This window comes from Citrobacter amalonaticus (assembly GCF_018323885.1).
GTDB classification, from domain to species: domain Bacteria; phylum Pseudomonadota; class Gammaproteobacteria; order Enterobacterales; family Enterobacteriaceae; genus Citrobacter_A; species Citrobacter_A amalonaticus.
The window spans coordinates 678,423-701,556 of the sequence record NZ_AP024585.1 but is presented as its reverse complement, the minus strand read 5'-3'; the positions used below and the strand labels follow the sequence as shown (position 1 = coordinate 701,556).

The following is a 23,134-nucleotide window of genomic DNA, read 5'->3' as shown; positions in this document are numbered from 1 at the left end:
CTTCCGGCGAAATATGCGTATTATCCACAGAAGTAGCGTTTTACACGACATTTTCAAAACGGAACAGCTTATGAGTGCAATCGCGCCTGGAATGATCCTCTTCGCGTACCTCTGCGGCTCTATTTCCAGTGCCATTCTGGTCTGCCGCATTGCTGGCTTGCCCGATCCGCGTAGCAGCGGCTCCGGCAACCCTGGCGCGACCAATGTGTTACGAATCGGTGGCAAGGGAGCAGCCGCAGCGGTCCTGATTTTCGACGTCCTGAAAGGGATGTTGCCCGTCTGGGGCGCGTATGCGCTGGGCGTTAGCCCGTTCTGGTTGGGTCTTATCGCCATCGCCGCCTGTCTGGGGCATATCTGGCCAGTCTTCTTTGGCTTCAAAGGAGGAAAAGGCGTGGCAACAGCCTTTGGCGCTATCGCGCCTATCGGTTGGGATCTCACCGGCGTAATGGCGGGCACCTGGTTGCTCACCGTTCTGTTAAGCGGCTATTCATCGCTGGGAGCGATCGTCAGCGCGCTGATTGCCCCGTTCTATGTCTGGTGGTTCAAACCGCAGTTCACCTTCCCGGTCTCCATGCTGTCGTGCCTGATTTTGCTGCGCCATCATGACAACATCCAGCGCCTGTGGCGCCGCCAGGAAACGAAAATCTGGACCAAACTGCGCAAGAGACGCGAGAAAGATCCCGAGTGAAGTTGGCCGGAAATGGCGTTGTCCAGCCCGGCCTACAGCACCTGATAGCCCTCGTCCGGCTTGCCTAAGCGCTGCTGGCACCATGCTGCCAGAAACTCCACACAGACTCTGAGCTTCACGCTGCGGTACAGTGGTTCCTGATATACCGCCCAGATGTTGGCGCTCTGCGCATATTCCGGCAACACTCGCACCAGTTTGCCGCTTACCAGAAACGGCTGCACATCCCACTCTGAACGCAACATGATGCCTTTGCCCTCCAGCGCCCATTGCAGAACGACTTCACCGCTGTTGGAAGAGAGATGCCCGCTCACTTTGACCGATTTTTTCGTCGTGCCATTTCCCAGTTCCCATATTCCGTGCGTCATGTCACGCTCTTTTGTCACCAGGCAATCATGGTGACTTAATTCCTGCAAGGTTTTGGGTTCAGGATATTTTTGTAAATATTCTGGGGAGGCACACAATATTCTTTTATTCTTTGTTAACAAATGCGCAATATAATAATCCGGGATCTCATCGTTAATACGAATATCGAGATCGATATTATCCTGAACCAAATCAATTTGCCGATCGAAGAGTTCAAAATGGACCTGTAACTCAGGATAATTGCGCATCAATTCGGTAATCGCAGGTGCAATATGACTGCGGCCAAATCCGAAGCTACAGCCAATACGAATCATCCCTTCCGGGCGCGTTTTGATTTGCGTCACATCATCAATCAGGCGCTGATATTGCGTCAGGATCACCAGTGCCTGTTCATAACAACGCTGACCGCTTTCCGTCAGCGCCACCCCGCGCGCCGAGCGGTTAAGCAGCGTAGTGCCGAGCGTAGTTTCCAGAATCTGGATCCGCTTCGTCACAAAGGCAGGCGTTTGTCCGAGGGCGCATGCTGCGGCGCTAAAACTGCCCGTATGGACGATTTCCACCAGCACCTGAAGGTCTTTGGCTAAGGGCCAGTTTTTGAGCATTTTTCGGGGTGTCCATGATAATTGATACCTGAAGTGTAATTCGCAATCTAAGGTTAATCTCTGCCTTTGCTCAATTTTCATCATCTTTCTTCAGCATCATTCACGAACTGTTAATTGCATATACACAGTGGCAAATAATATAAAACCACACATTCAATGGTAGTTTGTGAGGGAGAATTTATTTCCAGACAAATAAAAGAACTGGAGTTGACATGATGAGCAATAAAAATAATCAAAATGCGGTTAATACGCTGACGGAAATAGTCGCCAATTTTACCGCCATGATTTCCACGCGCATGCCCGACGATGTGGTGGACAAATTAAAACAGCTACGGGATGCCGAAACCTCAAAGATGGGGCAAATCATCTACCACACGATGTTCGACAACATGCAGAAGGCTATCGATCTTAACCGTCCGGCTTGCCAGGACACCGGTGAGATCATGTTCTTCGTGAAGGTTGGCTCCCGTTTCCCGCTATTGGGTGAGTTGCAAAGCATTCTCAAGCAAGCGGTGGAAGACGCCACGGTGAAAGCGCCGCTGCGCCACAACGCGGTAGAAATTTTTGACGAAGTGAATACCGGTAAAAACACCGGTAGCGGCGTACCGTGGGTGACATGGGACATTGTCCCTGATGGCGAAGACGCGGAAATTGAAGTTTACATGGCCGGCGGCGGCTGCACGTTGCCGGGGCGCTCCAAAGTGCTGATGCCTTCCGAAGGCTACGAAGGCGTGGTGAAGTTCGTCTTTGAAAACATCTCGACGCTGGCCGTCAACGCCTGCCCGCCGGTGCTGGTCGGTGTGGGGATCGCCACCTCCGTTGAAACCGCCGCCGTGCTGTCCCGTAAAGCGGTACTGCGTCCGATCGGCACCCGCCATCCGAACCCCAAAGCGGCAGAGCTTGAATTGCGTCTGGAAGAAGGGTTGAACCGGCTGGGCATTGGCCCGCAGGGGCTCACCGGCAACAGTTCGGTGATGGGCGTGCATATTGAATCCGCCGCGCGTCACCCGTCGACCATTGGCGTCGCTGTCTCTACCGGCTGCTGGGCGCACCGTCGCGGTACGCTGCTGGTCCATTCTGACCTCTCCTTCGAAAACCTGTCTCACACCCGGAGCGCGTTATGAAAAAGATCCTCACAACCCCGATCAAAGCCGAAGACCTGGAAGACATCCGCGTTGGCGATGTGATCTATCTGACCGGTACGCTGGTGACCTGCCGCGACGTCTGCCACCGCCGCCTGATCGAACTAAAGCGCCCGATCCCCTACGACCTCAACGGTAAAGCGATTTTCCATGCCGGACCGATCGTGCGTAAGAACGGTGAAAAATGGGAGATGGTCTCCGTCGGCCCCACCACCAGCATGCGCATGGAAGCCTTTGAAAAAGAGTTCATTGAGCAGACGGGTGTCAAACTGGTGGTGGGTAAAGGCGGCATGGGGCCGCTAACGGAAGAAGGTTGCCAGAAGTTCAAGGCGCTACACGTGATCTTCCCGGCAGGCTGCGCGGTGCTGGCAGCCACTCAAGTGGAAGAGATCGAAGAAGTGCACTGGATGGAGCTCGGTATGCCGGAATCGCTGTGGGTTTGCCGGGTGAAAGAGTTCGGTCCGCTGATTGTCTCTATCGACACCCACGGCAACAACCTGATCGCCGAAAACAAAAAACAGTTCGCCGAACGTCGCGGTCCCATCGTCGACGAAATCTGCGAACACGTGCATTACATCAAATAACCCTTCCGGAGAGGCCTCGGCCTCTCCCTCTTTCGCAGGGATACGACAATGGCACCTTTATCTGGTTGGTGGCGATATCTGGCTCCGCTGGTGGTCATCGCCATTATTGCTGTTTTGCCCGTCCCCACCGGTCTTGAGAGCCACACCTGGCTCTACTTTGCGGTCTTTACCGGGGTTATCGTGGGACTCATTCTGGAACCGGTACCCGGCGCAGTCGTGGCGATGATTGGGATATCAATTATCGCGGTTCTCTCGCCGTGGCTTTTGTTCAGCCCCGAACAACTCGCCCAGGACGGATTCAAATTTACGTCCAAAGCGCTCTCGTGGGCAGTTTCTGGTTTTTCTAACTCGGTGATCTGGTTGATTTTCGCCGCCTTCATGTTTGGCACCGGCTATGAAAAAACCGGCCTCGGTCGGCGTATCGCGCTGATGCTGGTGAAAAAAATGGGGCACCGCACGCTGTTTCTCGGCTACGCGGTGATGTTCTCCGAGCTGATTCTTGCTCCCGTTACACCGTCTAACTCCGCACGCGGCGCAGGGATCATCTACCCGATTATCCGCAACCTGCCGCCGCTCTATAACTCAAAACCCAACGATCCCAGCGCCCGTTCCATTGGTTCTTATATTATGTGGATGGGGATCACCGCCGACTGCGTGACCAGCGCCATTTTCCTGACGGCGATGGCACCGAACCTGCTGCTGATTGGTCTGATGAAGACCGCGTCCCATACGGCGCTGAGCTGGGGCGACTGGTTCTTAGGCATGCTGCCGCTGAGCATTCTGCTGGTTCTGTTGGTGCCGTGGCTCGCCTATGTGCTATATCCGCCCGTGCTGAAGTCGGGCGATCAGGTGCCACGCTGGGCGGAATCGGAACTCAAAGAGATGGGGCCGCTCTGCTCGCGTGAGAAAAAGATGCTGATGTTGATGGTAGGCGCCCTGGTGCTGTGGATCTTCGGAGGGGACTACATCGATGCCGCGATGGTCGGTTACAGCGTCGTTGCCCTGATGCTGGTGCTGCGCATCATCTCCTGGGATGACATCGTCAGTAATAAATCGGCGTGGAACGTCTTCTTCTGGTTGGCCTCACTTATCACTCTCGCAACCGGACTGAACAACACCGGCTTTATCACCTGGTTTGGAAAACTGCTGGCGAGCGGATTGAGCGGCTACTCACCGGTGATGGTGATGATCGCGCTGATCGTGGTGTTCTGGCTATTGCGTTACTTCTTTGCCAGCGCCACGGCGTATACGTCCGCGCTGGCACCGATGATGATCGCCGCCGCGCTGGCGATGCCGGAAATTCCCTTACCGGTCTTCTGCCTGATGGTCGGTGCGGCTATTGGTCTGGGCAGCATTCTCACTCCGTATGCGACCGGACCAAGCCCTATCTACTATGGCAGCGGTTATCTGCCGACCGTGGATTACTGGCGGCTGGGGGCAATTTTCGGCCTGATTTTCCTGGTGCTGCTGCTGGCGACCGGGCTTATCTGGATGCCTCTCGTTTTGCTTTAACCCCGTTGGGGCGGCAGGGCTGTCGCCCCTTTTTTCCATAAGCGTCTCATATGACCGTTTTCCCGCCGCGCTGAGGCATACTTTTTGCTATGCAAACACCCTCACGCTGAGAAGGGAAACGCTCTGGAAACCCTTGCGCACAAGACACCGACACGGGGCTGGCAGGCCGTACTCGACCTGCGGTTTAGCCATACCGCGCACAAAACGGTGCTCACGCACGCACGCCACGTCGGTCCCCTGACGGTTCAACGGCCATTTTATCCGCAAGACGATGTTTGCCACCTCTATTTACTCCACCCGCCCGGCGGAATTGTCGGCGGTGATGAGCTGCACATTTCCGTCACGCTGGACGAAAACAGTCACGTATTAATCACCATGCCCGGCGCGGGTAAGTTTTATCGTAGCGCAGGCCCACAGGCGTGCCTGCATCAGACGTTCACGCTGGCCCCAAACGCGACGCTGGAATGGCTGCCGCAGGATACGATCCTGTTCCCCGGCGCTAACGCCAGCCTCCGCTCCGTATTTCATCTCACCGCTGAAAGCCGCCTGCTGGGCTGGGATCTGCTCTGCCTCGGGCGACCGGTTATGCAAGAAACGTTCAGCCACGGCACGCTGCATAACCGTCTGGAGATCTGGCGCGACGGGCAGCCGCTGCTCATTGAACGCCTGACGCTGAGGGATGGGGATCTCTCGGCCATCGCCAGCCAGCCGTGGTGCGGTACCCTGCTCTGCTATCCGGCTACGGAACAGATGCTCGACGGTGCGCGGGAACGTCTTGCTCCGCTCGGTGATTATGCCGGGGCAACGCTCGTCGACTCACTGCTGACGGTTCGTTTTCTGGCTGACGACAACCTGATTGTTCAGCGCGTCATGCGCGAAATCTGGCAGTTTTTACGCCCGCTGTTAACCCAAAAACCACCGCACCTGCCGCGCATCTGGCAAACCTGAGAGACGCTTATGGAACTGACCCCCAGAGAAAAAGACAAACTGTTGCTCTTTACCGCCGCGCTGGTCGCAGAACGCCGACTGGCGCGGGGTCTGAAACTGAACTACCCGGAATCGGTGGCGCTCATCAGCGCATTCATCATGGAAGGCGCGCGCGACGGTAAAAGCGTCGCCTCGTTGATGGAAGATGGCCGCCACGTTCTGAACCGTGAGCAGGTGATGGAAGGCGTTCCGGAAATGATCCCGGACATCCAGGTGGAAGCGACCTTTCCAGACGGTTCGAAGCTGGTCACCGTTCACAGCCCGATCGTCTAAGGAGAACCCATGATTCCAGGCGAATACCGGATCGCAGCGGGAAACATTGCGATCAACGTAGGGCGCGAAACGCGCACGATCGTGATAGAAAACCATGGCGATCGCCCTATTCAGGTGGGATCGCACTACCACTTTTACGAGGTCAACCCGGCGCTTCGCTTTTCCCGCGAATCCGCGCTGGGTTTTCGGCTGAATATTCCGGCGGGAACGGCGGTACGTTTTGAACCGGGCCAAAAGCGAGAAGTCGAACTGGTTCGAGTGGCGGGCGCACAGCGTATTGTTGGCTTTCGCGGCGACGTCATGGGTGCGCTGGAGGTGAAGCATGGCTGAGATTTCCCGGCAGGCTTACGCCGACATGTTCGGCCCGACCACCGGCGATAAAGTGCGTCTGGCGGACACGGATCTGTGGATCGAAGTGGAAAACGACCTCACCACCTATGGCGAAGAGGTGAAATTCGGCGGCGGCAAAGTGATCCGCGATGGCATGGGCCAGGGACAGATGCCGTCTCAGGAATGCGTGGACCTGGTGATCACCAACGCGCTGATCGTCGATCACTGGGGGATCATCAAAGCGGATATCGGCATTAAAGACGGCAGGATCTTTGCCATCGGCAAAGCCGGGAATCCGGATATTCAGCCTGACGTAACGATCCCGATCGGCGTCGCCACCGAAGCGATCGCCGGTGAAGGCAAGATCGTGACCGCAGGCGGCGTGGATACCCATATTCACTGGATCTGCCCGCAACAGGCGGAAGAGGCGCTGGTCTCCGGCGTGACGACAATGATTGGCGGCGGTACCGGACCGGCAGCTGGCACCAACGCCACCACCTGTACGCCGGGGCCGTGGTACATCGCCCGGATGCTACAGGCGGCGGATACGCTGCCCGTCAATATCGGTCTGCTGGGCAAAGGCAATGGCTCCCACCCCGATGCACTGCGCGAGCAGGTTGCCGCCGGTGCCATCGGCCTGAAAATTCACGAAGACTGGGGCGCGACGCCTGCGGCTATCGACTGCGCGCTAACCGTGGCCGATGAGATGGACATTCAGGTGGCGCTGCACAGCGATACTCTGAACGAGTCAGGCTTTGTCGAAGATACGCTGGCGGCGATTGGCGATCGTACCATCCACACCTTTCACACCGAAGGGGCCGGCGGCGGGCATGCGCCTGATATCATCACCGCCTGCGCGCACCCGAATATCCTGCCCTCCTCTACTAACCCGACGCTGCCCTATACCGTCAATACCATTGATGAACACCTCGACATGCTGATGGTTTGCCACCATCTCGATCCGGATATTGCCGAAGACGTGGCCTTTGCCGAATCACGGATCCGTCGGGAGACCATCGCCGCCGAAGATGTGTTACACGATATTGGCGCGTTTTCTCTGACCTCATCGGATTCACAGGCGATGGGGCGCGTGGGAGAAGTGATCCTGCGCACCTGGCAGGTGGCGCACCGGATGAAGGTTCAGCGCGGTCCCTTGGCCGAGGAGACGGGGGAGAACGATAATCTGCGCGTGAAGCGCTATATCGCCAAGTACACCATTAACCCGGCACTGACCCACGGTATCGCTCACGAAGTCGGCTCCATTGAAGCCGGAAAGCTGGCGGATCTGGTGCTCTGGTCACCGGCCTTTTTCGGCGTAAAGCCTGCAACGATCGTGAAAGGCGGCATGATCGCCTGCGCACCAATGGGGGACATCAATGCTTCCATCCCCACGCCGCAACCGGTGCATTACCGCATGATGTTTGGCGCGCTCGGCGCGGCGCGTCATCATTCCCGGTTGACCTTTCTGTCGCAGGCGGCGGTGGAAAACGGTGTCGCACAGCAGCTCAATTTGCAAAGCCAAACCGCCGTGGTGAAAGGCTGCCGGACGGTGAAAAAAGCCGACATGATCCACAACAGCCTGCAACCGACTATCACCGTGGATGCCCAGACCTACGAGGTCCGCATCGACGGCGAACTCATTACCAGCGACCCCGCTGACGTTCTGCCGATGGCGCAACGTTACTTTTTATTTTGAGGAGCCGAGATGCTGTTATTGACGCAACGCGTTGACACCCCAGCGCACATCACCGCCACGCTGACGCTGCCGATTGATATCCGCGTGAAGAGCCGGGCGAAAGTACAGCTCAATGACGGGCGTGAGGCGGGGCTGATGCTGCCCCGAGGCTTGCTGCTGCGCGGCGGTGATTGCCTGAGCACTGAAGATGGCACGGAGGTGGTAGAAATTATCGCTGCCAGCGAAGCGGTATCGGTGGTGCGTTGCACCGATCCGTTCCTGCTTGCGAAAGCCTGCTACCACCTCGGCAACCGTCACGTCCCATTGCAAATTTTGCCGGACGAACTGCGCTATCACCACGATCACGTTCTGGACACCATGCTGCGCCAGTTCAGGTTAGAGGTGACCTTTGCCCATCTGCCGTTTGAGCCCGAGGCCGGGGCGTATGCCGGTGAATCCCACGGCCATCACCACAGCCATGCGCACTGATGCGTGACGCACAACAGCAGTTGCGTTTGCTGCAACTCGCCAGCAGCAGCCTGCCGGTGGGCTCGTTTACCTGGTCCCAGGGGCTGGAGTGGGCGGTTGAAACCGGCTGGGTGAACAGCGTGGACACCTTCGAATGCTGGCAAACCCGACAGATGGAAAATAACGTTTTCACCGTCGACCTGCCGCTGTTTGCCCGTCTGTATCACGCCTGTGAGCAGGATGATATTGACGCCGCACGCCGCTGGAGCGCGTATCTGCTGGCCTGCAGGGAAACCCGCGAGCTGCGGGAAGAAGAACGTAGCCGGGGTGTCGCGCTCACCCGACTGGTGGTCGACTGGCAGCCAGAGTGCCCGCAGCAATGGCGCGCACGTTTTGCCGACAGTCAGCTCTGCGGTATGGCCTGGCTCGGCGTGCAGTGGCGCATTCCGCTGCATGACCTGGCGTTAACGCTCGGCTACAGCTGGATCGAGAGCGCCGTGATGGCCGGCGTCAAGCTGGTGCCGTTTGGCCAACAGGCCGCGCAACGGCTGATTATTTCACTTTGCGCGCAATACGCCAAAGGCATGGCGCAAGCGCTGGCGTGTCCGGACGACCGTCTGGGTTCCGCCACGCCGCTGGCGGCCATCGCCTCTGCACGCCATGAAACCCAATATTGCCGTTTATTTCGCTCCTGAGGAGAGACAATGAGTGAGTACAAACATCCCCTGCGCGTTGGCGTAGGCGGCCCGGTCGGTTCCGGTAAAACCGCCCTGCTGGAAGCGTTATGCAAAGCAATGCGCGATCGCTGGCAACTGGCGGTGGTCACCAACGATATCTACACCAAAGAGGATCAGCGGATTCTCACCGAAGCGGGCGCACTGGCGCCGGAACGTATTGTCGGTGTAGAAACCGGCGGCTGTCCGCACACCGCCATCCGCGAAGACGCCTCGATGAATCTGGCCGCGGTGGAAGCATTAAGCGAAAAATTTGGCAATCTGGATTTGATTTTTGTAGAGAGCGGCGGCGACAACCTGAGTGCTACCTTCAGCCCGGAGCTGGCGGATCTGACGATCTATGTGATCGACGTCGCCGAAGGGGAAAAGATCCCGCGCAAGGGCGGACCAGGGATCACCAAATCGGATTTCCTGGTGATCAACAAAACCGATCTCGCCCCCTATGTCGGCGCGTCGCTGGAGGTGATGGAGCGCGATACGTTGCGCATGCGCGGCGAGCGCCCGTGGACATTTACCAATTTGAAATCGGGTGACGGTCTGGCGACGATTATTGCGTTTCTGGAAGACAGAGGAATGTTGCGGGTGTAATGCGGTGTATTGCTGAGTGGCGGCTTCGCCTGACCCGGCCTGCGGTCTTGTCGATCCGGTAAATGCAGAGAATAGATTTGTAGGCCCGGTAAGCGTAGCGCCACCGGGCAGGACAAACCCTACTTAAGCTGCTGGCAGTTCCGCCAACGGCCAGCGTGGACGCACGGTCACGCCGAGATCCGCCGTGGCGCCCGCTTTAAAGCGCACCATACCGGCATAGGCAATCATCGCCCCGTTATCGGTGCAAAATTCCGGACGGGCATAAAACACCTCACCACGACGTTTTTGCATCATCTCCGCCAGCTTCGCGCGCAGCGTGCGGTTGGCGCTGACGCCGCCTGCCATCACCAGACGCTTAAAGCCGGTCTGATCCAGCGCACGTTTACACTTGATCATCAGCGTATCCACCACCGCGTCTTCAAACGCCCGGGCGATATCAGCACGGGTTTGATCATCGCCGCCGTTATTGCGGATAGTATTCGCCGCAAAGGTTTTCAGCCCTGAGAAGCTGAAATCCAGCCCCGGGCGATCGGTCATGGGCCGTGGGAAAACAAAACGTCCAGCGGTGCCCTGCGACGCCATTTTCGACAGCATCGGGCCGCCTGGATAGTCAAGCCCCAGCAGTTTGGCGGTTTTATCGAACGCTTCACCGGCGGCATCATCAATCGACTCACCCAACAGTTCATACTGTCCGACACCAGTCACGCTGATAAGCTGGGTATGTCCCCCCGACACCAACAGCGCCACGAAGGGGAATTCCGGCGGGTTATCTTCCAGCATTGGCGCCAGCAGATGTCCTTCCATGTGGTGTACGGGGATAGCGGGCACATTCCACGCAAACGCCAGAGAACGACCGACGGTTGCACCGACCAGCAGCGCGCCAACCAGACCCGGCCCTGCGGTATACGCCACCGCATCAATCTCTTTTGCACTCAGTCCCGCCTCTTTCAGCGCCGCCTGGATCAACGGCACCGTTTTGCGGACATGATCGCGGGAGGCCAGTTCAGGCACGACCCCGCCGTAGTCAGCATGTAATTTCACCTGACTATACAATTGGTTGGCTAACAGACCTTTTTCGTCGTCGTAAATGGCGATGCCGGTTTCATCGCAGGATGTTTCAATTCCCAGTACACGCATGACTTGTTTCTACCTCACTTTAATACCGCGCAGTGTAGGTCGAATGCGGGTAGATGTATACCCTCACTCCCGATTTCGTGTATACTCTCCCCCCTTATAAAAGTCCCTTTCAAAATCGCATCGGTGCTTTACAAAGCAGCAGCAATTGCAGTAAAATTCCGCACCATTTTGAAATAAGCTGGCGCTGATGCCAGCAGCAAACCGAATTTATTAAAGGTGAGAGTTACATGCCGGTAATTAAAGTACGTGAAAACGAGCCGTTCGACGTAGCACTGCGTCGCTTCAAGCGTTCCTGCGAGAAAGCAGGCGTTCTGGCGGAAGTTCGTCGTCGTGAGTTCTATGAAAAACCGACTACCGAACGTAAACGCGCTAAAGCTTCTGCTGTGAAACGTCACGCGAAGAAACTGGCTCGCGAAAACGCACGCCGCACTCGTCTGTACTAATCTCTGTCGGGGGCTGAGGCTCTCGATTCAGACCGAGTTGTAGTTGTAAGGCCGTGCTTCCGAAAGGAATGCGCGGCTTATTTTCGTTTATATACGTCATCATTCAAGCTGCCTCTGCGCTCGCTCACCCCAGTCACGTACTGATGTACGTTCCTGAGGATTCGCTCTTTTGCCGCCTTGATGCAACCTGAATGATTTTGTGTATATGAGTCATAAAAAATAAACGGGGCATATGGCTGGACGAATCCCACGCGTATTTATCAATGACCTGCTGGCACGAACCGACATCGTCGATCTCATCGACGCGCGGGTAAAGCTGAAAAAGCAGGGCAAGAATTATCATGCGTGCTGTCCGTTCCATAACGAAAAAACCCCCTCTTTCACCGTAAACGGTGAAAAACAGTTTTATCACTGCTTCGGATGCGGTGCGCACGGCAACGTCATCGACTTCCTGATGAACTACGACAAGCTCGAGTTCGTGGAAACCGTCGAAGAACTGGCGGCCATGCATAATCTTGACGTCCCGTTTGAAGCAGGCACAGGTCCCAGCCAGATAGAGCGCCATCAACGGCAAAGCCTTTATCAACTGATGGATGGCCTGAACACGTTTTATCAGCAATCTCTGATGCAACCCGCCGCTACCCCTGCGCGCCAGTATCTGGAAAAGCGAGGACTCAGTAGTGAAGTGATCGCGCGTTTTGCTATTGGCTTTGCGCCCCCCGGTTGGGACAACGTCCTGAAACGGTTTGGCGGCAATAGCGAAAATCGCCAGTCACTGGTGGATGCGGGCATGTTGGTCACCAACGATCAGGGACGCAGTTACGATCGCTTCCGCGAACGGGTGATGTTCCCCATCCGCGACAAGCGTGGCCGGGTGATAGGTTTTGGTGGTCGTGTGCTGGGTGATGCCCTGCCGAAGTACCTTAACTCCCCGGAAACCGATATTTTCCATAAGGGCCGCCAGCTGTATGGCCTTTATGAAGCGCAGCAGGATAACGCCGATCCGCAACGTCTGTTAGTAGTGGAAGGCTATATGGATGTGGTGGCGCTGGCGCAGTATGGCATTAACTATGCCGTGGCTTCGCTGGGTACTTCAACTACCGCCGATCATATCCAGCTCCTGTTCCGCGCCACGAACAACGTCATATGCTGTTATGACGGTGACCGGGCAGGACGAGACGCCGCCTGGCGCGCGCTGGAAACCGCTTTGCCGTACATGACAGATGGTCGTCAGCTACGCTTTATGTTTTTACCTGATGGCGAAGACCCCGATACGCTGGTGCGGAAAGAGGGGAAAGAGGCATTCGAAGCCCGGATGGAGCAGGCCCTGCCGCTCTCCGCGTTTTTGTTTAATAGCCTGCTGCCACAGGTGGACCTGAGCACTCCAGACGGGCGTGCGCAGTTGAGTACGCTGGCGCTGCCGCTCATCACACAGGTACCGGGTGAAACGCTGCGCATTTATCTGCGCCAGGAATTGGGAAACAAGCTTGGCATTCTGGATGACAGCCAACTTGAACGATTGATGCCAAAATTGTCTGAAAGTGGGGCTTCCCGACCCGCTCCGCAGCTAAAACGCACGACCATGCGTATACTGATAGGACTGCTGGTGCAAAATCCGGAACTGGCACCGCTGGTGCCGCCGTTAAGCGGTCTGGATCAGAATAAACTGCCCGGACTTGGTTTATTTGCCGAACTGGTCAACACGTGTTTGTCCCAGCCCGGGCTGACTACCGGACAGCTTTTAGAACACTATCGTGGCACAAATGATGCGGCCACCCTTGAAAAACTGTCGATGTGGGACGATATAGCAGATAAGGATATTGCTGAAAAAACCTTCACCGACTCACTCAACCATATGTTTGATTCGATGCTTGAGCTGCGCCAGGAAGAGCTAATTGCCCGCGAGCGCACACACGGTTTAAGCAACGAAGAACGCCGGGAACTCTGGACATTGAACCAGGAACTGGCGAAGAAATAACTGAAGCAGACAAAATCATTCGAGTTGTATCAAGGCAGCAAGAGAACGCCGCTAGCGCAGAGACAACTTGAAGGGTGAACTATTTAACGGCTTAAGTGCCGAATAGCGATCGGGAAGCCCCCGACAGCCGCACTGAGAGGCAGCGGCACAAATATAAGTACGCCCTCGCTTTAAATGTTGGCAGCAACGGCTTGCTGACGCTAATCAAACGAATTAAGTGTGGATACCGTCTTATGGAGCAAAACCCGCAGTCACAGCTGAAGCTTCTTGTCACCCGTGGTAAGGAGCAAGGCTATCTGACCTATGCCGAGGTCAATGACCATCTGCCGGAAGATATCGTCGATTCAGATCAGATTGAAGATATCATCCAAATGATCAACGACATGGGTATTCAGGTGATGGAAGAAGCACCGGATGCCGATGATCTGCTACTTGCTGAAAACACCACCAGTACCGACGAAGACGCGGAAGAAGCGGCCGCGCAAGTTCTGTCCAGCGTAGAGTCAGAAATCGGTCGTACCACTGACCCGGTTCGCATGTACATGCGTGAAATGGGTACCGTTGAACTGTTGACCCGCGAAGGCGAAATCGATATTGCGAAACGCATCGAAGACGGGATCAACCAGGTTCAGTGCTCCGTTGCCGAATATCCAGAAGCCATTACCTATCTGCTTGAGCAGTACGATCGTGTTGAGGCTGAAGAAGCCCGTCTGTCCGATCTGATCACCGGTTTTGTCGATCCGAACGCGGAAGAAGATTTGGCGCCGACCGCCACTCACGTTGGCTCTGAGTTGTCTCAGGAAGACCTGGATGACGACGAGGACGAAGACGAGGAAGAAGACGACGACAGCAGCGATGACGACAACAGCATCGACCCTGAGCTGGCGCGCGAGAAGTTCGGTGAACTGCGTACGCAGTACGAAGTCACGCGTGACACCATCAAAGCGAAAGGTCGTAGCCACGCCGATGCTCAGGCTGAGATCCTGAAGCTGTCTGAAGTGTTCAAACAGTTCCGTCTGGTGCCGAAGCAGTTCGACTACCTGGTGAACAGCATGCGCGTCATGATGGACAGGGTTCGTACCCAGGAACGTCTGATCATGAAGCTCTGCGTTGAGCAGTGCAAAATGCCGAAGAAGAACTTCATCACCCTGTTCACCGGCAACGAAACCAGTGAAACCTGGTTCAACGCAGCTATCGCGATGAACAAACCGTGGTCCGAAAAACTGCACGATGTGGCTGATGACGTTCACCGTGGCCTGCAGAAGCTGCAACAGATTGAAGAAGAGACCGGCCTGACTATCGAGCAGGTCAAAGACATCAACCGTCGTATGTCCATCGGCGAAGCGAAAGCGCGTCGTGCGAAGAAAGAGATGGTTGAAGCCAACTTACGTCTGGTTATCTCTATCGCCAAGAAATACACCAACCGTGGTCTGCAGTTCCTGGATCTGATTCAGGAAGGCAACATCGGTCTGATGAAAGCGGTCGATAAGTTCGAATACCGTCGTGGTTACAAGTTCTCCACCTACGCAACCTGGTGGATCCGTCAGGCGATCACCCGCTCTATCGCGGATCAGGCGCGCACCATCCGTATTCCGGTGCATATGATTGAGACAATCAACAAACTCAACCGTATCTCTCGCCAGATGCTGCAAGAGATGGGTCGCGAGCCGACGCCGGAAGAGCTGGCCGAGCGCATGCTGATGCCGGAAGACAAGATCCGTAAGGTGCTGAAGATCGCTAAAGAGCCGATCTCCATGGAAACCCCGATCGGTGACGATGAAGATTCGCATCTGGGTGATTTCATCGAGGATACTACCCTCGAGCTGCCGCTGGATTCTGCGACCACCGAAAGCCTGCGTGCAGCAACACACGACGTACTGGCCGGTTTGACCGCGCGTGAAGCGAAAGTCCTGCGTATGCGTTTCGGTATCGATATGAACACCGACCACACGCTGGAAGAAGTAGGTAAACAGTTCGACGTGACCCGCGAACGTATCCGTCAGATCGAAGCGAAGGCACTGCGTAAACTGCGTCACCCGAGCCGTTCTGAAGTCCTGCGTAGCTTCCTGGACGATTAATCCCGTCGCATAAACTGCAAACGCCACCTTCCCGGTGGCGTTTTTTTTACATTCCGCGCACGATCAGCGCCTCATCCAGTTCCCTGAAGGCTTCCACCAGTTTATCCAGGGTAATACGGCTCAGTCCGCTGGTATTCGGCAACACCCACACCTGCGTTGCGCCAATCGTTATGCTCTGCTTTCCCCACTCTACGCCGCGCTGGCTGAAGCCTTGTTCAAACGCCTGCTTACCTAATATCGCCAGGGCATGCGGTTGATAATCTTCAATTTTGGCAATCAGTTGACGCCCACCATCATGCAGTTCTTTACGCGAAACCTCATTAGCCTGCACCGTCGGTCTGTCGACCAGTTTGGTCACACCACAGCGAAAATCCAGCAAGTGTTCTGCTTCTTTCGGTTTGAGTTGGCGATCGGTAAAACCGGCCTGATGAATCACTTTCCAGAAACGGTTTGCCGGATGCGCAAACGGAAACCCCGTCCCGGCAGAAGAGAGCCCCGGATTGATGCCGCAGAACACGACCCGCAGCCCCGGCGCTAAAATATCTTTTACCATGAATACCTCACAACGATACGTCATGAGAAAAGTATAACGGATTGAAAATACGTTGTTTAATAAAACAGCATACGTACGGTTATGGCTGGATTGCGCGCAGGAGTTACTTTATAATTCACCGCCACGGCCCCTTAGCTCAGTGGTTAGAGCAGGCGACTCATAATCGCTTGGTCGCTGGTTCAAGTCCAGCAGGGGCCACCAAATTTTAGCTTTAAAATCATATAATTAAGCCACTTGAAAGAGTGGCTTTTTTGTTGGCAGTGGTCAGTGTCCCCTTTTTGTCCCCTCACTTGCCCCCACAGTCATCTATCCCTTAGTTGTTAGCACTTCACCGAACCATGACGATTGAACGCTTTGCGCTTTTTTTACATACTGTTTCAATCTCATTTGCCAAAAATTTTTAGTCAGGATGACAATATGACTTCGTACAATGAACTGAAAGAATGTATCCGCCTTGAAGTCATTGGCCATGACAAATCCTTTTCATGGCGTAAAGCGTTACTTCGTACCCGACGCAACCAGAAGAAGCACTTCCTGTTCTGGTGGCGTATTGCTTCATGGCTCTATGGCCAGAATAGTCAGTTCAAAAAGCGCATTGCCCGCAGGATTGAAAACCGCCTCAAGTACCGGCACAGCGTTGATATTTCTCTGTCATGCAAAATCGGCAAGGGTTTAAACATTGCTCATCTGAACGGTATTGTCATTACTGACAATTGCGTGATTGGTGATTTCGCCGACCTGAAGCAAGGCATCACCATAGGGTTACGCACCGACAGTGCCGACGCGATGATACTCATTGGTGATCATGTTGATATTGGCTGTAACTCGTCCATTCTGGGCGGCAAGGTTACGATCGGAAACAATGTCACCATTGGAGCGCATTCACTGGTGCTTCAGAACATCCCCAGCGACACCGTTTATAAAAATAAGATCACGCCAGTGTATACATCCAAACTACCGCAGCCGGAATATCAGGAAAAGCAGCCATTTGTCACAAGTAATGCGATAAAAGTATCGCCTCGTGCCGCAGAAACAGTGCTGTAATTTCTCTGAACAAATTTCAGTTGAGAAGATTTCATAAATTTACCCGCAGCCCACGCCAACTCTGCAAGTAAATCAATGGCTTTCAGCATCAGGATTGATACTCTCACGGCCATCAGTACCGACAGCAACCCTGACTGCATAGTCTGGATAACGGGGTAATTCAAAAACAGATTTCATAGAACCTGAATAAACCATCTCCTTTTATAAAAAAACGGCATTGCTTTATGTGAACCAATCGATATATATCGCGCAGAACTCTCTGAATCACGATAAGTAAAAAACAAAAACCATTATCAAAGAATTATCTCAATAGTATTATGTAAAATAGTCAAATTATTCTCGAGATATATCTCATTTTAATTGTTTGCTCACAACCTTATAATTCACCACAATATTTATACACAATAAGGGACAGCTTAATGCTATTTTTTAAAGGAAATACAGGTCTATTCTTTGCTGCTATACCTTTGCTAATGTGTTTTCCCCAAAACGTGACTGCAGGAGACCTGACTGGCTGTAGCGCCAAGAAACAGAACATTCAAACGCAGATTAGCTATGCAAAAGCGCATCACAACACCCATCGGCTTTACGGATTAGAGAGAGCACTCAGGAGAGTCGAAGATCATTGTACTGATGAATCCTTGCGAAAAGATCGTCAACAGAAAATCAGAGAAAAGCAGCATAAAGTCAGTGAACGAAAGTTTGAACTGAAAGACGCAGAGCAAACCGGGGATCCGAAGAAAATCGCCAAAAAACGAAAAAAACTTGAACAAGCGCAAGAAGAACTCACTGAGGTTCAGGCAGCGTTGTCGAGGTAACCTTTATTTCAGCGAGAGCCCCCCTTCCGCCACGGCCAGGCCAAAGAGAAAGATATCGTAAACGCTAAATCTGACGGCTGAATATCTTCAGCTGGAAGGTTTTGCTTTCGCTGAAATAACGTTATCGCCTAAAAATCTGGGCATCAACTGCTTTACGAAGAGTAATCGTGATAATTTTTAAATCATTGTGATTAATTAATTGTAAAAAATCACCATAAACACCTTATATTTTAATAAATTACTGCCAGCACCACTTAAAAATAGGATTATTCCGGACAACCTCGAGAGGCGTCTTATATTCATTCCCCTTTTACTGCTTTACTATAACCACCATAGGAAATGCCATAGCCTTTATTTCATAGTGTGCTTATTCAATAGTATTCCAGATACATCAACAGTTAATTTTATAATTGACAAGGTTAGTTCTCACTAGTTAACAACGTCCTGAGAACTTAGTAAGTCATATGATTTAAAAAATCACTGAGCAGCTATCGCTGTCCGCAGAAAATTAATCAATTTTGATCTAAATCATCTATTTTCATTATATTGAATTAATTAAAAAAGGAATTATTCCATGGTAAAAAAAAGCATTCTTCATACATTAATCGCCTCCTCTGCTTTAACCTTTGCAATAACCACTGCATATGCGCTTCCTGTCACCGGTGGCACAATTAATTTTACGGGCAAAGTTGTCGATGCCAGTTGTACCGTCTCAGCTGGCAGCAGCACCCAGACAATTACTATGGAACCGGTAAGCACAACCCGACTGAAAGTCGTCGGTGATACGGCCAATCCTACGGATGTGCCAATCGTCCTTGAAGAATGTAACACTAATACATCAAACACGGTACAGGTTCTTTTCTCAGGCAACAGCGTTTCCGGTGACTCGACGGTATTATCTTTAACTGATAATGGAAACTCAGCAAAACAGGTTGGGATCAAATTATATGATAGCGAGAACAATGAAATTAAGCTTGATGAAATGACCAGTCCATTCAGCTTAACAACTGGAGAAACAACTCTAAACTTCACTGCAAAATATTATGCTTTAGGTCAGGCAGAGGCTGGCGATGTAAATGCGACGGCAACTTTTACCATGATTTATCCTTAATCTGTCATTGTTTAAAACCTCAGTATCAATTAAGGGCATATTTATGCCCTTAATTGAATAGCAAGCCGCCAGTCTGAAAGATATTTTTCTTACAGTAAAAGGGAGCGTAATTTGAAAAGGTTTTTTTCACTGCTAGTTATAACTGCGTCTTTGCTCTTACTCGCCACCAGCTCTTCATTTGCCGGCGGCGTCGGGCTTGGCGTAACCCGTCTTGTTTATCCTTCAGAGGCCAGGCAAGTCTCTCTTTCCGTAAGAAACACAAATGAGAATATGGCGTTTCTTATTCAACCCTGGGCTGAAGATAGTCATGGCAACAAGACAAGTGATTTTATCATCACACCACCGCTCTCGGTGCTTAAGCCCAAAAGCGAAAAAATGCTGCGCGTAATTTATGCAGGTCCTGTGTTGCCTACAGATAAAGAGAGTGTCTTTTGGTTGACGGTAAAAGCGGTCCCACCCTTAAATGAAGATAAAAGGGGAAATGTTCTACAACTGGCATCGGCAAACAGAATTAAGGTCTTTTATCGTCCGCAGACGCTAACGACAAGAGTGCAGGATGCGCCTGCTATGTTAAGTGTTAAAAAAAATGTAAGGGAAATAGAATTAACCAATCCTTCACCTTATTTTTTAACGTTGGTGAATTTATCGGTGAATGGCCGACATTTAAATCCATTGATGGTTCCGCCTAAAGACAGCGTAAAGATTAAAAACGACTCAGCCAGCAGTGGAGAGATAACATTTCAGACAATTAATGACTACGGCGCACAAACTAAAGCGATAACGCTACATTTCTAATCTGTCTGAATGATGTGATACCGACTATCAGGACTTGAAGTAATATGGATGCCGAACGTTCTCTCACCTATATAAAACCCTTATTTTATCCACTGGGATAGTCTTATTTTTCTTTTTAACCACTGATAAAAGTCAAGCGGCAGGGTATAAATTCAATCCTGCATTCATCAGTGACAACACCAATATCATTGCTGATTTGTCATCATTTGAACTGGGGCTTGAAGTACAACCTGGATATTACAAAGTTGATATTTTCGTCAATAACAAATACCTCAAAACAGATACTTTACTGTTTCAGGTAAAAAATAAAGAAAATAGATCAATTCTGTCACCATGTATGTCTCTTGCTGCGCTGAGTGAACTGGGAATGAACCCAGTCGTATTGCATAAAAATAAATCAAACCTCAGCACAGAATGCGTGGATTTTAGCCTGTGGCCGGAAGTCACAGTGGTATTTGATCAACAAATGATGAAAGTAACCTTCTCCATTCCGCAGGTTTTGTTAAATAATAAAGCGAGAGGGGCAATTGATCCTGAGCAATGGGAAAGTGGAATCACCACAGCAATGCTGAATTACACCTTTAGTGGCAGCGATTATCACTACCGCAGAAGCGCTAATTCCAGACAACGCAACTACTTTCTTGGTCTTAACGGGGGAATCAACTGGGGAGCATGGCGTTTCAGAAACCAACAAAACTGGATCTATAATACGCAAAACGGTGGCGAATGGAGCCATATCAACAGTTACTTACAACGTGATATTCGCTTCCTGAGAAGCCAGATAACACTGGGCGAAACGAATACCTCTTTCAATATATTCGACTCTGTCGGACTACGTGGCATTCAGCTTGAGTCAAAAGATTCCATGCTCCCCGACAGTCTGCAGGGATTCGCACCGACAGTACGGGGGATTGCTAAAAGCAATGCTAAGGTGACAATTCGCCAGAACAATAACGTTATTTATCAGACATTTGTTGCACCTGGCGCTTTTGCTATTGAAGACTTATACCCAACGTCAGCAAGTGGCGATTTAAACGTTGAGGTCGCAGAAGAGAACGGTCAGTCGACAAATTATACTGTACCCTACTCCAGTGTGCCCAACCTGGTCAGAGAAGGACATGTGAAATATGCTCTCAGTGCAGGCCATTATCGCTCTGGTTTAAAAAACGAACAAAACACGCCATTTTATACGCAAGCCTCTTTATTCTGGGGTACGCCCTGGGGTTTGACGCTTTATGGCGGCATGCAATTATCAGAGCGATATACGTCTACTGCGCTTGGAATCGCCAGGAACATGGGTGCCTGGGGCGCTGTTTCTCTGGATATGACCCATGCTGAAAGTGAGTTGTCGAATAATAAAAAGTATCGCGGCAATTCACTGCTATTTCGCTATGCAAAGTCAGTTACAGACTTCGGGACAAACTTAAATTTTGCCGCTTACCGCTACTCTACCGATGGCTTCTACTCGTTAAGTGATACTACGTATAAAAGGATGAGTGGCGAAACTGTAGAATATAACACTGATGCGAATGGCAATCCGGTGGTGAATACTACGAATAGCTATAATCTACGCTATGCCAAAAAAGCCATGTCTCAAATCCTGCTATCACAAAATTTACACGGATATGGCTCCGCCTATTTTTCGTTTAATCATCAGAATTACTGGCGCTCGGAGAAAAAGGCCACCAATATGCAGATCGGATACTCTGGAAATATTGGTAATCTTTCATATACATTATCCTATGCCCAGAACAAAAAACCCTGGAATGCGGAAAAAGATAAACTCGTAAACCTTGCGGTTTCTTTACCCATCTCAAGTTTATTGACGAGCGCCTATACAAACACGGCAAGAATAAACACCTCGATAATGAGTTCTGATAAGGGCGATTATAATGAAATTATCGGCCTTAGCGGCAATGCTCTGGATTATAATAAACTCAGTTATAATATCTATCAGTACCGCCAGCGCCATTCCACAGATGGCGGAAATATCGCCTTAAATTACAAAGGTCGCTATGGTATTACCGATCTTGGCTATAGCTACTCCAGAGAAAGTCAGTTTATGAAATATGGCTTTACCGGTGCAATGGCACTTCACGAGGATGGCCTGACCCTGGGACAACAGTTGGGAAACACTAACATTCTGGTTAAAGCCGAGGGTGCATCAGATGCTGAACTTGTGAACGGCACCGGTATCCAAACTGACGGACGCGGGTATGCGATTATTCCTTACGCTACCGCATATCGTGAGAATCGGGTTCAGCTGCGAGAAGAAACATTAGACCCAGACGTTGAGCTGGATGAAGCGGTTAAAACCGTCATCCCTTCCGAGGGAGCCCTGGTGCGCGCTACGTTTATAGCTCGGGTAGGGAAGAAAGTCATGTTCAGGATTGTGAAGGACGATCGCCAGTCTTTACCGTTTGGAACCATCGTGAGTGCAGACGAGAGTGACGGCAATATAAGCAACGGCATTATTGATGATTCTGGCATTGTTTATATTAGCGGGCTGCCAGACGTAGGCCGATTAACTGCCAGATGGGGGAAGAAGCATGAACAAGTCTGTACTGCGGAATATGATATCAGGACAGTAAAAAGTAATAACGTAACAGGTATTTATTCTACGTCGGTAAGGTGTAAGTAATGAAAATCACAATATCATCATCTGTTTTTTTTCTGGCATTCTGGATGCAAAACGCATTGGGATATGACGTTCTGCTTAATGTTACAGGCCACATTACCGCAAGCGGTTGTATTCTGGACAGCGAGTCTGAAATCATAGACATCGATATGAAAGATATCAATATCACGCAATTAGCGCAGTCCAGCAACCGTGTTCCAGTGATCCCATTCACTATCAGACTGAAGGACTGCGCGGCTTCTGTTAGCGGCGCCGTAGTGACCTTTTCCGGAGTCCCGGATAATACAAACAGTGATTTTTTAGCGCTTGCAGGAGGTGGTGCCAGTGGGGTGGCAATAAAACTTATGGATAAAGATAAAACGATCGTTCCGATAAACAGCACTTCTAAAAACTATTTACTCACAGACGGAAATACGATGGCATTACAATTCTATGCACAATACATCGCCACGGGTTCTCTCCTCAGTGCAGGAGATGCAAATAGTACGGCTACATATACAGTGACCTTTCCATGAGTGTTTTTTAACGCGTCATTGTATAACGCCATTTTAATAACACAAGGGCTAATTTCATTAGCAAAAAAAATGGAATCC

At 51.8% G+C, this 23,134-nt stretch carries 23 protein-coding genes and 1 tRNA gene; 21 read left to right on the top strand and 3 right to left on the bottom strand.

Annotated elements, in window-relative coordinates; translation table 11 throughout:
• Positions 1-70: 70 nt before the first annotated feature.
• Positions 71-688 (top strand): glycerol-3-phosphate 1-O-acyltransferase PlsY, encoded by a 618-nt coding sequence (gene plsY / locus KI228_RS03450; RefSeq protein WP_042998187.1) that lies wholly within the window; start codon positions 71-73, stop codon positions 686-688.
• 32 nt (positions 689-720) lie between these two features.
• Here plsY and ttdR read toward each other — a convergent pair whose 3' ends face one another.
• The gene (gene ttdR / locus KI228_RS03445; RefSeq protein ID WP_042998188.1) at positions 721-1,653 is read right to left on the bottom strand and encodes an L-tartrate utilization transcriptional activator TtdR; all 933 of its coding nucleotides are present in this window, start codon (positions 1,651-1,653) and stop codon (positions 721-723) included.
• Between the two features lie 212 nt (positions 1,654-1,865).
• Here ttdR and ttdA point away from each other — a divergent pair, with 212 nt between their 5' ends.
• The 10 genes from ttdA (at position 1,866) to ureG (ending at position 9,946) form a co-directional block, all read left to right on the top strand.
• Entirely contained in the window at positions 1,866-2,777 is a 912-nt protein-coding gene (ttdA, locus tag KI228_RS03440; RefSeq protein WP_102948020.1) for a L(+)-tartrate dehydratase subunit alpha, read from the top strand.
• Positions 2,774-3,379 carry a L(+)-tartrate dehydratase subunit beta gene (gene ttdB, locus KI228_RS03435; protein ID WP_042324302.1) on the top strand — a complete coding sequence of 202 codons (606 nt, stop codon included), beginning with the start codon at positions 2,774-2,776 and terminating at the stop codon, positions 3,377-3,379. Before ttdA ends, ttdB begins: the two co-directional genes overlap by 4 nt.
• A 48-nt stretch (positions 3,380-3,427) precedes the next feature.
• Positions 3,428-4,891, top strand: coding sequence for an anion permease (locus KI228_RS03430; RefSeq protein ID WP_044265585.1), 1,464 nt, complete (start codon positions 3,428-3,430; stop codon positions 4,889-4,891).
• Between the two features lie 123 nt (positions 4,892-5,014).
• Positions 5,015-5,839, top strand: a complete 825-nt coding sequence (locus tag KI228_RS03425; RefSeq protein WP_212807578.1) for an urease accessory protein UreD — start codon at positions 5,015-5,017, stop codon at positions 5,837-5,839.
• A 9-nt stretch (positions 5,840-5,848) separates the two neighbouring features.
• Positions 5,849-6,151: an urease subunit gamma gene (locus KI228_RS03420; protein ID WP_042998190.1), complete on the top strand. Its 303-nt coding sequence runs from the start codon at positions 5,849-5,851 to the stop codon at positions 6,149-6,151.
• 9 nt (positions 6,152-6,160) lie between these two features.
• Positions 6,161-6,481 carry an urease subunit beta gene (locus tag KI228_RS03415; protein WP_061070593.1) on the top strand — a complete coding sequence of 107 codons (321 nt, stop codon included), beginning with the start codon at positions 6,161-6,163 and terminating at the stop codon, positions 6,479-6,481.
• Complete coding sequence (gene ureC, locus KI228_RS03410; protein ID WP_042998192.1) at positions 6,474-8,177, top strand: urease subunit alpha; 1,704 nt, start codon at positions 6,474-6,476, stop codon at positions 8,175-8,177. Before KI228_RS03415 ends, ureC begins: the two co-directional genes overlap by 8 nt.
• Positions 8,178-8,186: 9 nt before the next feature.
• The gene (gene ureE / locus KI228_RS03405) at positions 8,187-8,645 is read left to right on the top strand and encodes an urease accessory protein UreE (protein WP_042998193.1); all 459 of its coding nucleotides are present in this window, start codon (positions 8,187-8,189) and stop codon (positions 8,643-8,645) included.
• Positions 8,645-9,319, top strand: a complete 675-nt coding sequence (locus KI228_RS03400) for an urease accessory protein UreF (protein ID WP_061070594.1) — start codon at positions 8,645-8,647, stop codon at positions 9,317-9,319. Before ureE ends, KI228_RS03400 begins: the two co-directional genes overlap by 1 nt.
• A gap of 9 nt (positions 9,320-9,328) precedes the next feature.
• The gene (gene ureG, locus KI228_RS03395) at positions 9,329-9,946 is read left to right on the top strand and encodes an urease accessory protein UreG (protein ID WP_042324316.1); all 618 of its coding nucleotides are present in this window, start codon (positions 9,329-9,331) and stop codon (positions 9,944-9,946) included.
• A gap of 123 nt (positions 9,947-10,069) precedes the next feature.
• On the opposite strand, the gene tsaD is transcribed toward ureG, so the two are convergent.
• Positions 10,070-11,083: a tRNA (adenosine(37)-N6)-threonylcarbamoyltransferase complex transferase subunit TsaD gene (gene tsaD / locus KI228_RS03390; protein WP_042998195.1), complete on the bottom strand. Its 1,014-nt coding sequence runs from the start codon at positions 11,081-11,083 to the stop codon at positions 10,070-10,072.
• A gap of 227 nt (positions 11,084-11,310) precedes the next feature.
• Here tsaD and rpsU point away from each other — a divergent pair, with 227 nt between their 5' ends.
• The 3 genes from rpsU (at position 11,311) to rpoD (ending at position 15,582) form a co-directional block, all read left to right on the top strand.
• Positions 11,311-11,526, top strand: coding sequence for a 30S ribosomal protein S21 (gene rpsU / locus KI228_RS03385; RefSeq protein ID WP_001144069.1), 216 nt, complete (start codon positions 11,311-11,313; stop codon positions 11,524-11,526).
• Positions 11,527-11,758: 232 nt separating this feature from the next.
• Positions 11,759-13,504, top strand: a complete 1,746-nt coding sequence (gene dnaG / locus KI228_RS03380) for a DNA primase (protein WP_044265580.1) — start codon at positions 11,759-11,761, stop codon at positions 13,502-13,504.
• Positions 13,505-13,737: 233 nt separating this feature from the next.
• Positions 13,738-15,582 carry an RNA polymerase sigma factor RpoD gene (gene rpoD, locus KI228_RS03375; RefSeq protein WP_042998197.1) on the top strand — a complete coding sequence of 615 codons (1,845 nt, stop codon included), beginning with the start codon at positions 13,738-13,740 and terminating at the stop codon, positions 15,580-15,582.
• A gap of 46 nt (positions 15,583-15,628) precedes the next feature.
• Here rpoD and mug read toward each other — a convergent pair whose 3' ends face one another.
• Entirely contained in the window at positions 15,629-16,135 is a 507-nt protein-coding gene (mug, locus tag KI228_RS03370; protein WP_044265577.1) for a G/U mismatch-specific DNA glycosylase, read from the bottom strand.
• 125 nt (positions 16,136-16,260) lie between these two features.
• Between mug and KI228_RS03365 the strand changes: the two genes are divergently transcribed.
• From KI228_RS03365 to KI228_RS03335, 7 genes are all read left to right on the top strand, one after another.
• Positions 16,261-16,336: transfer RNA gene (locus KI228_RS03365), tRNA-Ile, on the top strand.
• 216 nt (positions 16,337-16,552) lie between these two features.
• The gene (locus KI228_RS03360) at positions 16,553-17,179 is read left to right on the top strand and encodes a serine O-acetyltransferase (RefSeq protein ID WP_061070595.1); all 627 of its coding nucleotides are present in this window, start codon (positions 16,553-16,555) and stop codon (positions 17,177-17,179) included.
• Positions 17,180-17,598: 419 nt separating this feature from the next.
• Positions 17,599-17,997 carry a DUF1090 domain-containing protein gene (locus tag KI228_RS03355; RefSeq protein ID WP_044265575.1) on the top strand — a complete coding sequence of 133 codons (399 nt, stop codon included), beginning with the start codon at positions 17,599-17,601 and terminating at the stop codon, positions 17,995-17,997.
• Positions 17,998-18,571: 574 nt separating this feature from the next.
• The gene (locus tag KI228_RS03350) at positions 18,572-19,108 is read left to right on the top strand and encodes a fimbrial protein (protein ID WP_044255791.1); all 537 of its coding nucleotides are present in this window, start codon (positions 18,572-18,574) and stop codon (positions 19,106-19,108) included.
• A 111-nt stretch (positions 19,109-19,219) separates the two neighbouring features.
• Entirely contained in the window at positions 19,220-19,903 is a 684-nt protein-coding gene (locus KI228_RS03345) for a fimbria/pilus periplasmic chaperone (protein WP_044265572.1), read from the top strand.
• Between the two features lie 82 nt (positions 19,904-19,985).
• Entirely contained in the window at positions 19,986-22,544 is a 2,559-nt protein-coding gene (locus KI228_RS03340) for a fimbria/pilus outer membrane usher protein (protein ID WP_346730020.1), read from the top strand.
• Entirely contained in the window at positions 22,544-23,056 is a 513-nt protein-coding gene (locus KI228_RS03335; RefSeq protein ID WP_052517388.1) for a fimbrial protein, read from the top strand. Before KI228_RS03340 ends, KI228_RS03335 begins: the two co-directional genes overlap by 1 nt.
• Positions 23,057-23,134: the final 78 nt, after the last annotated feature.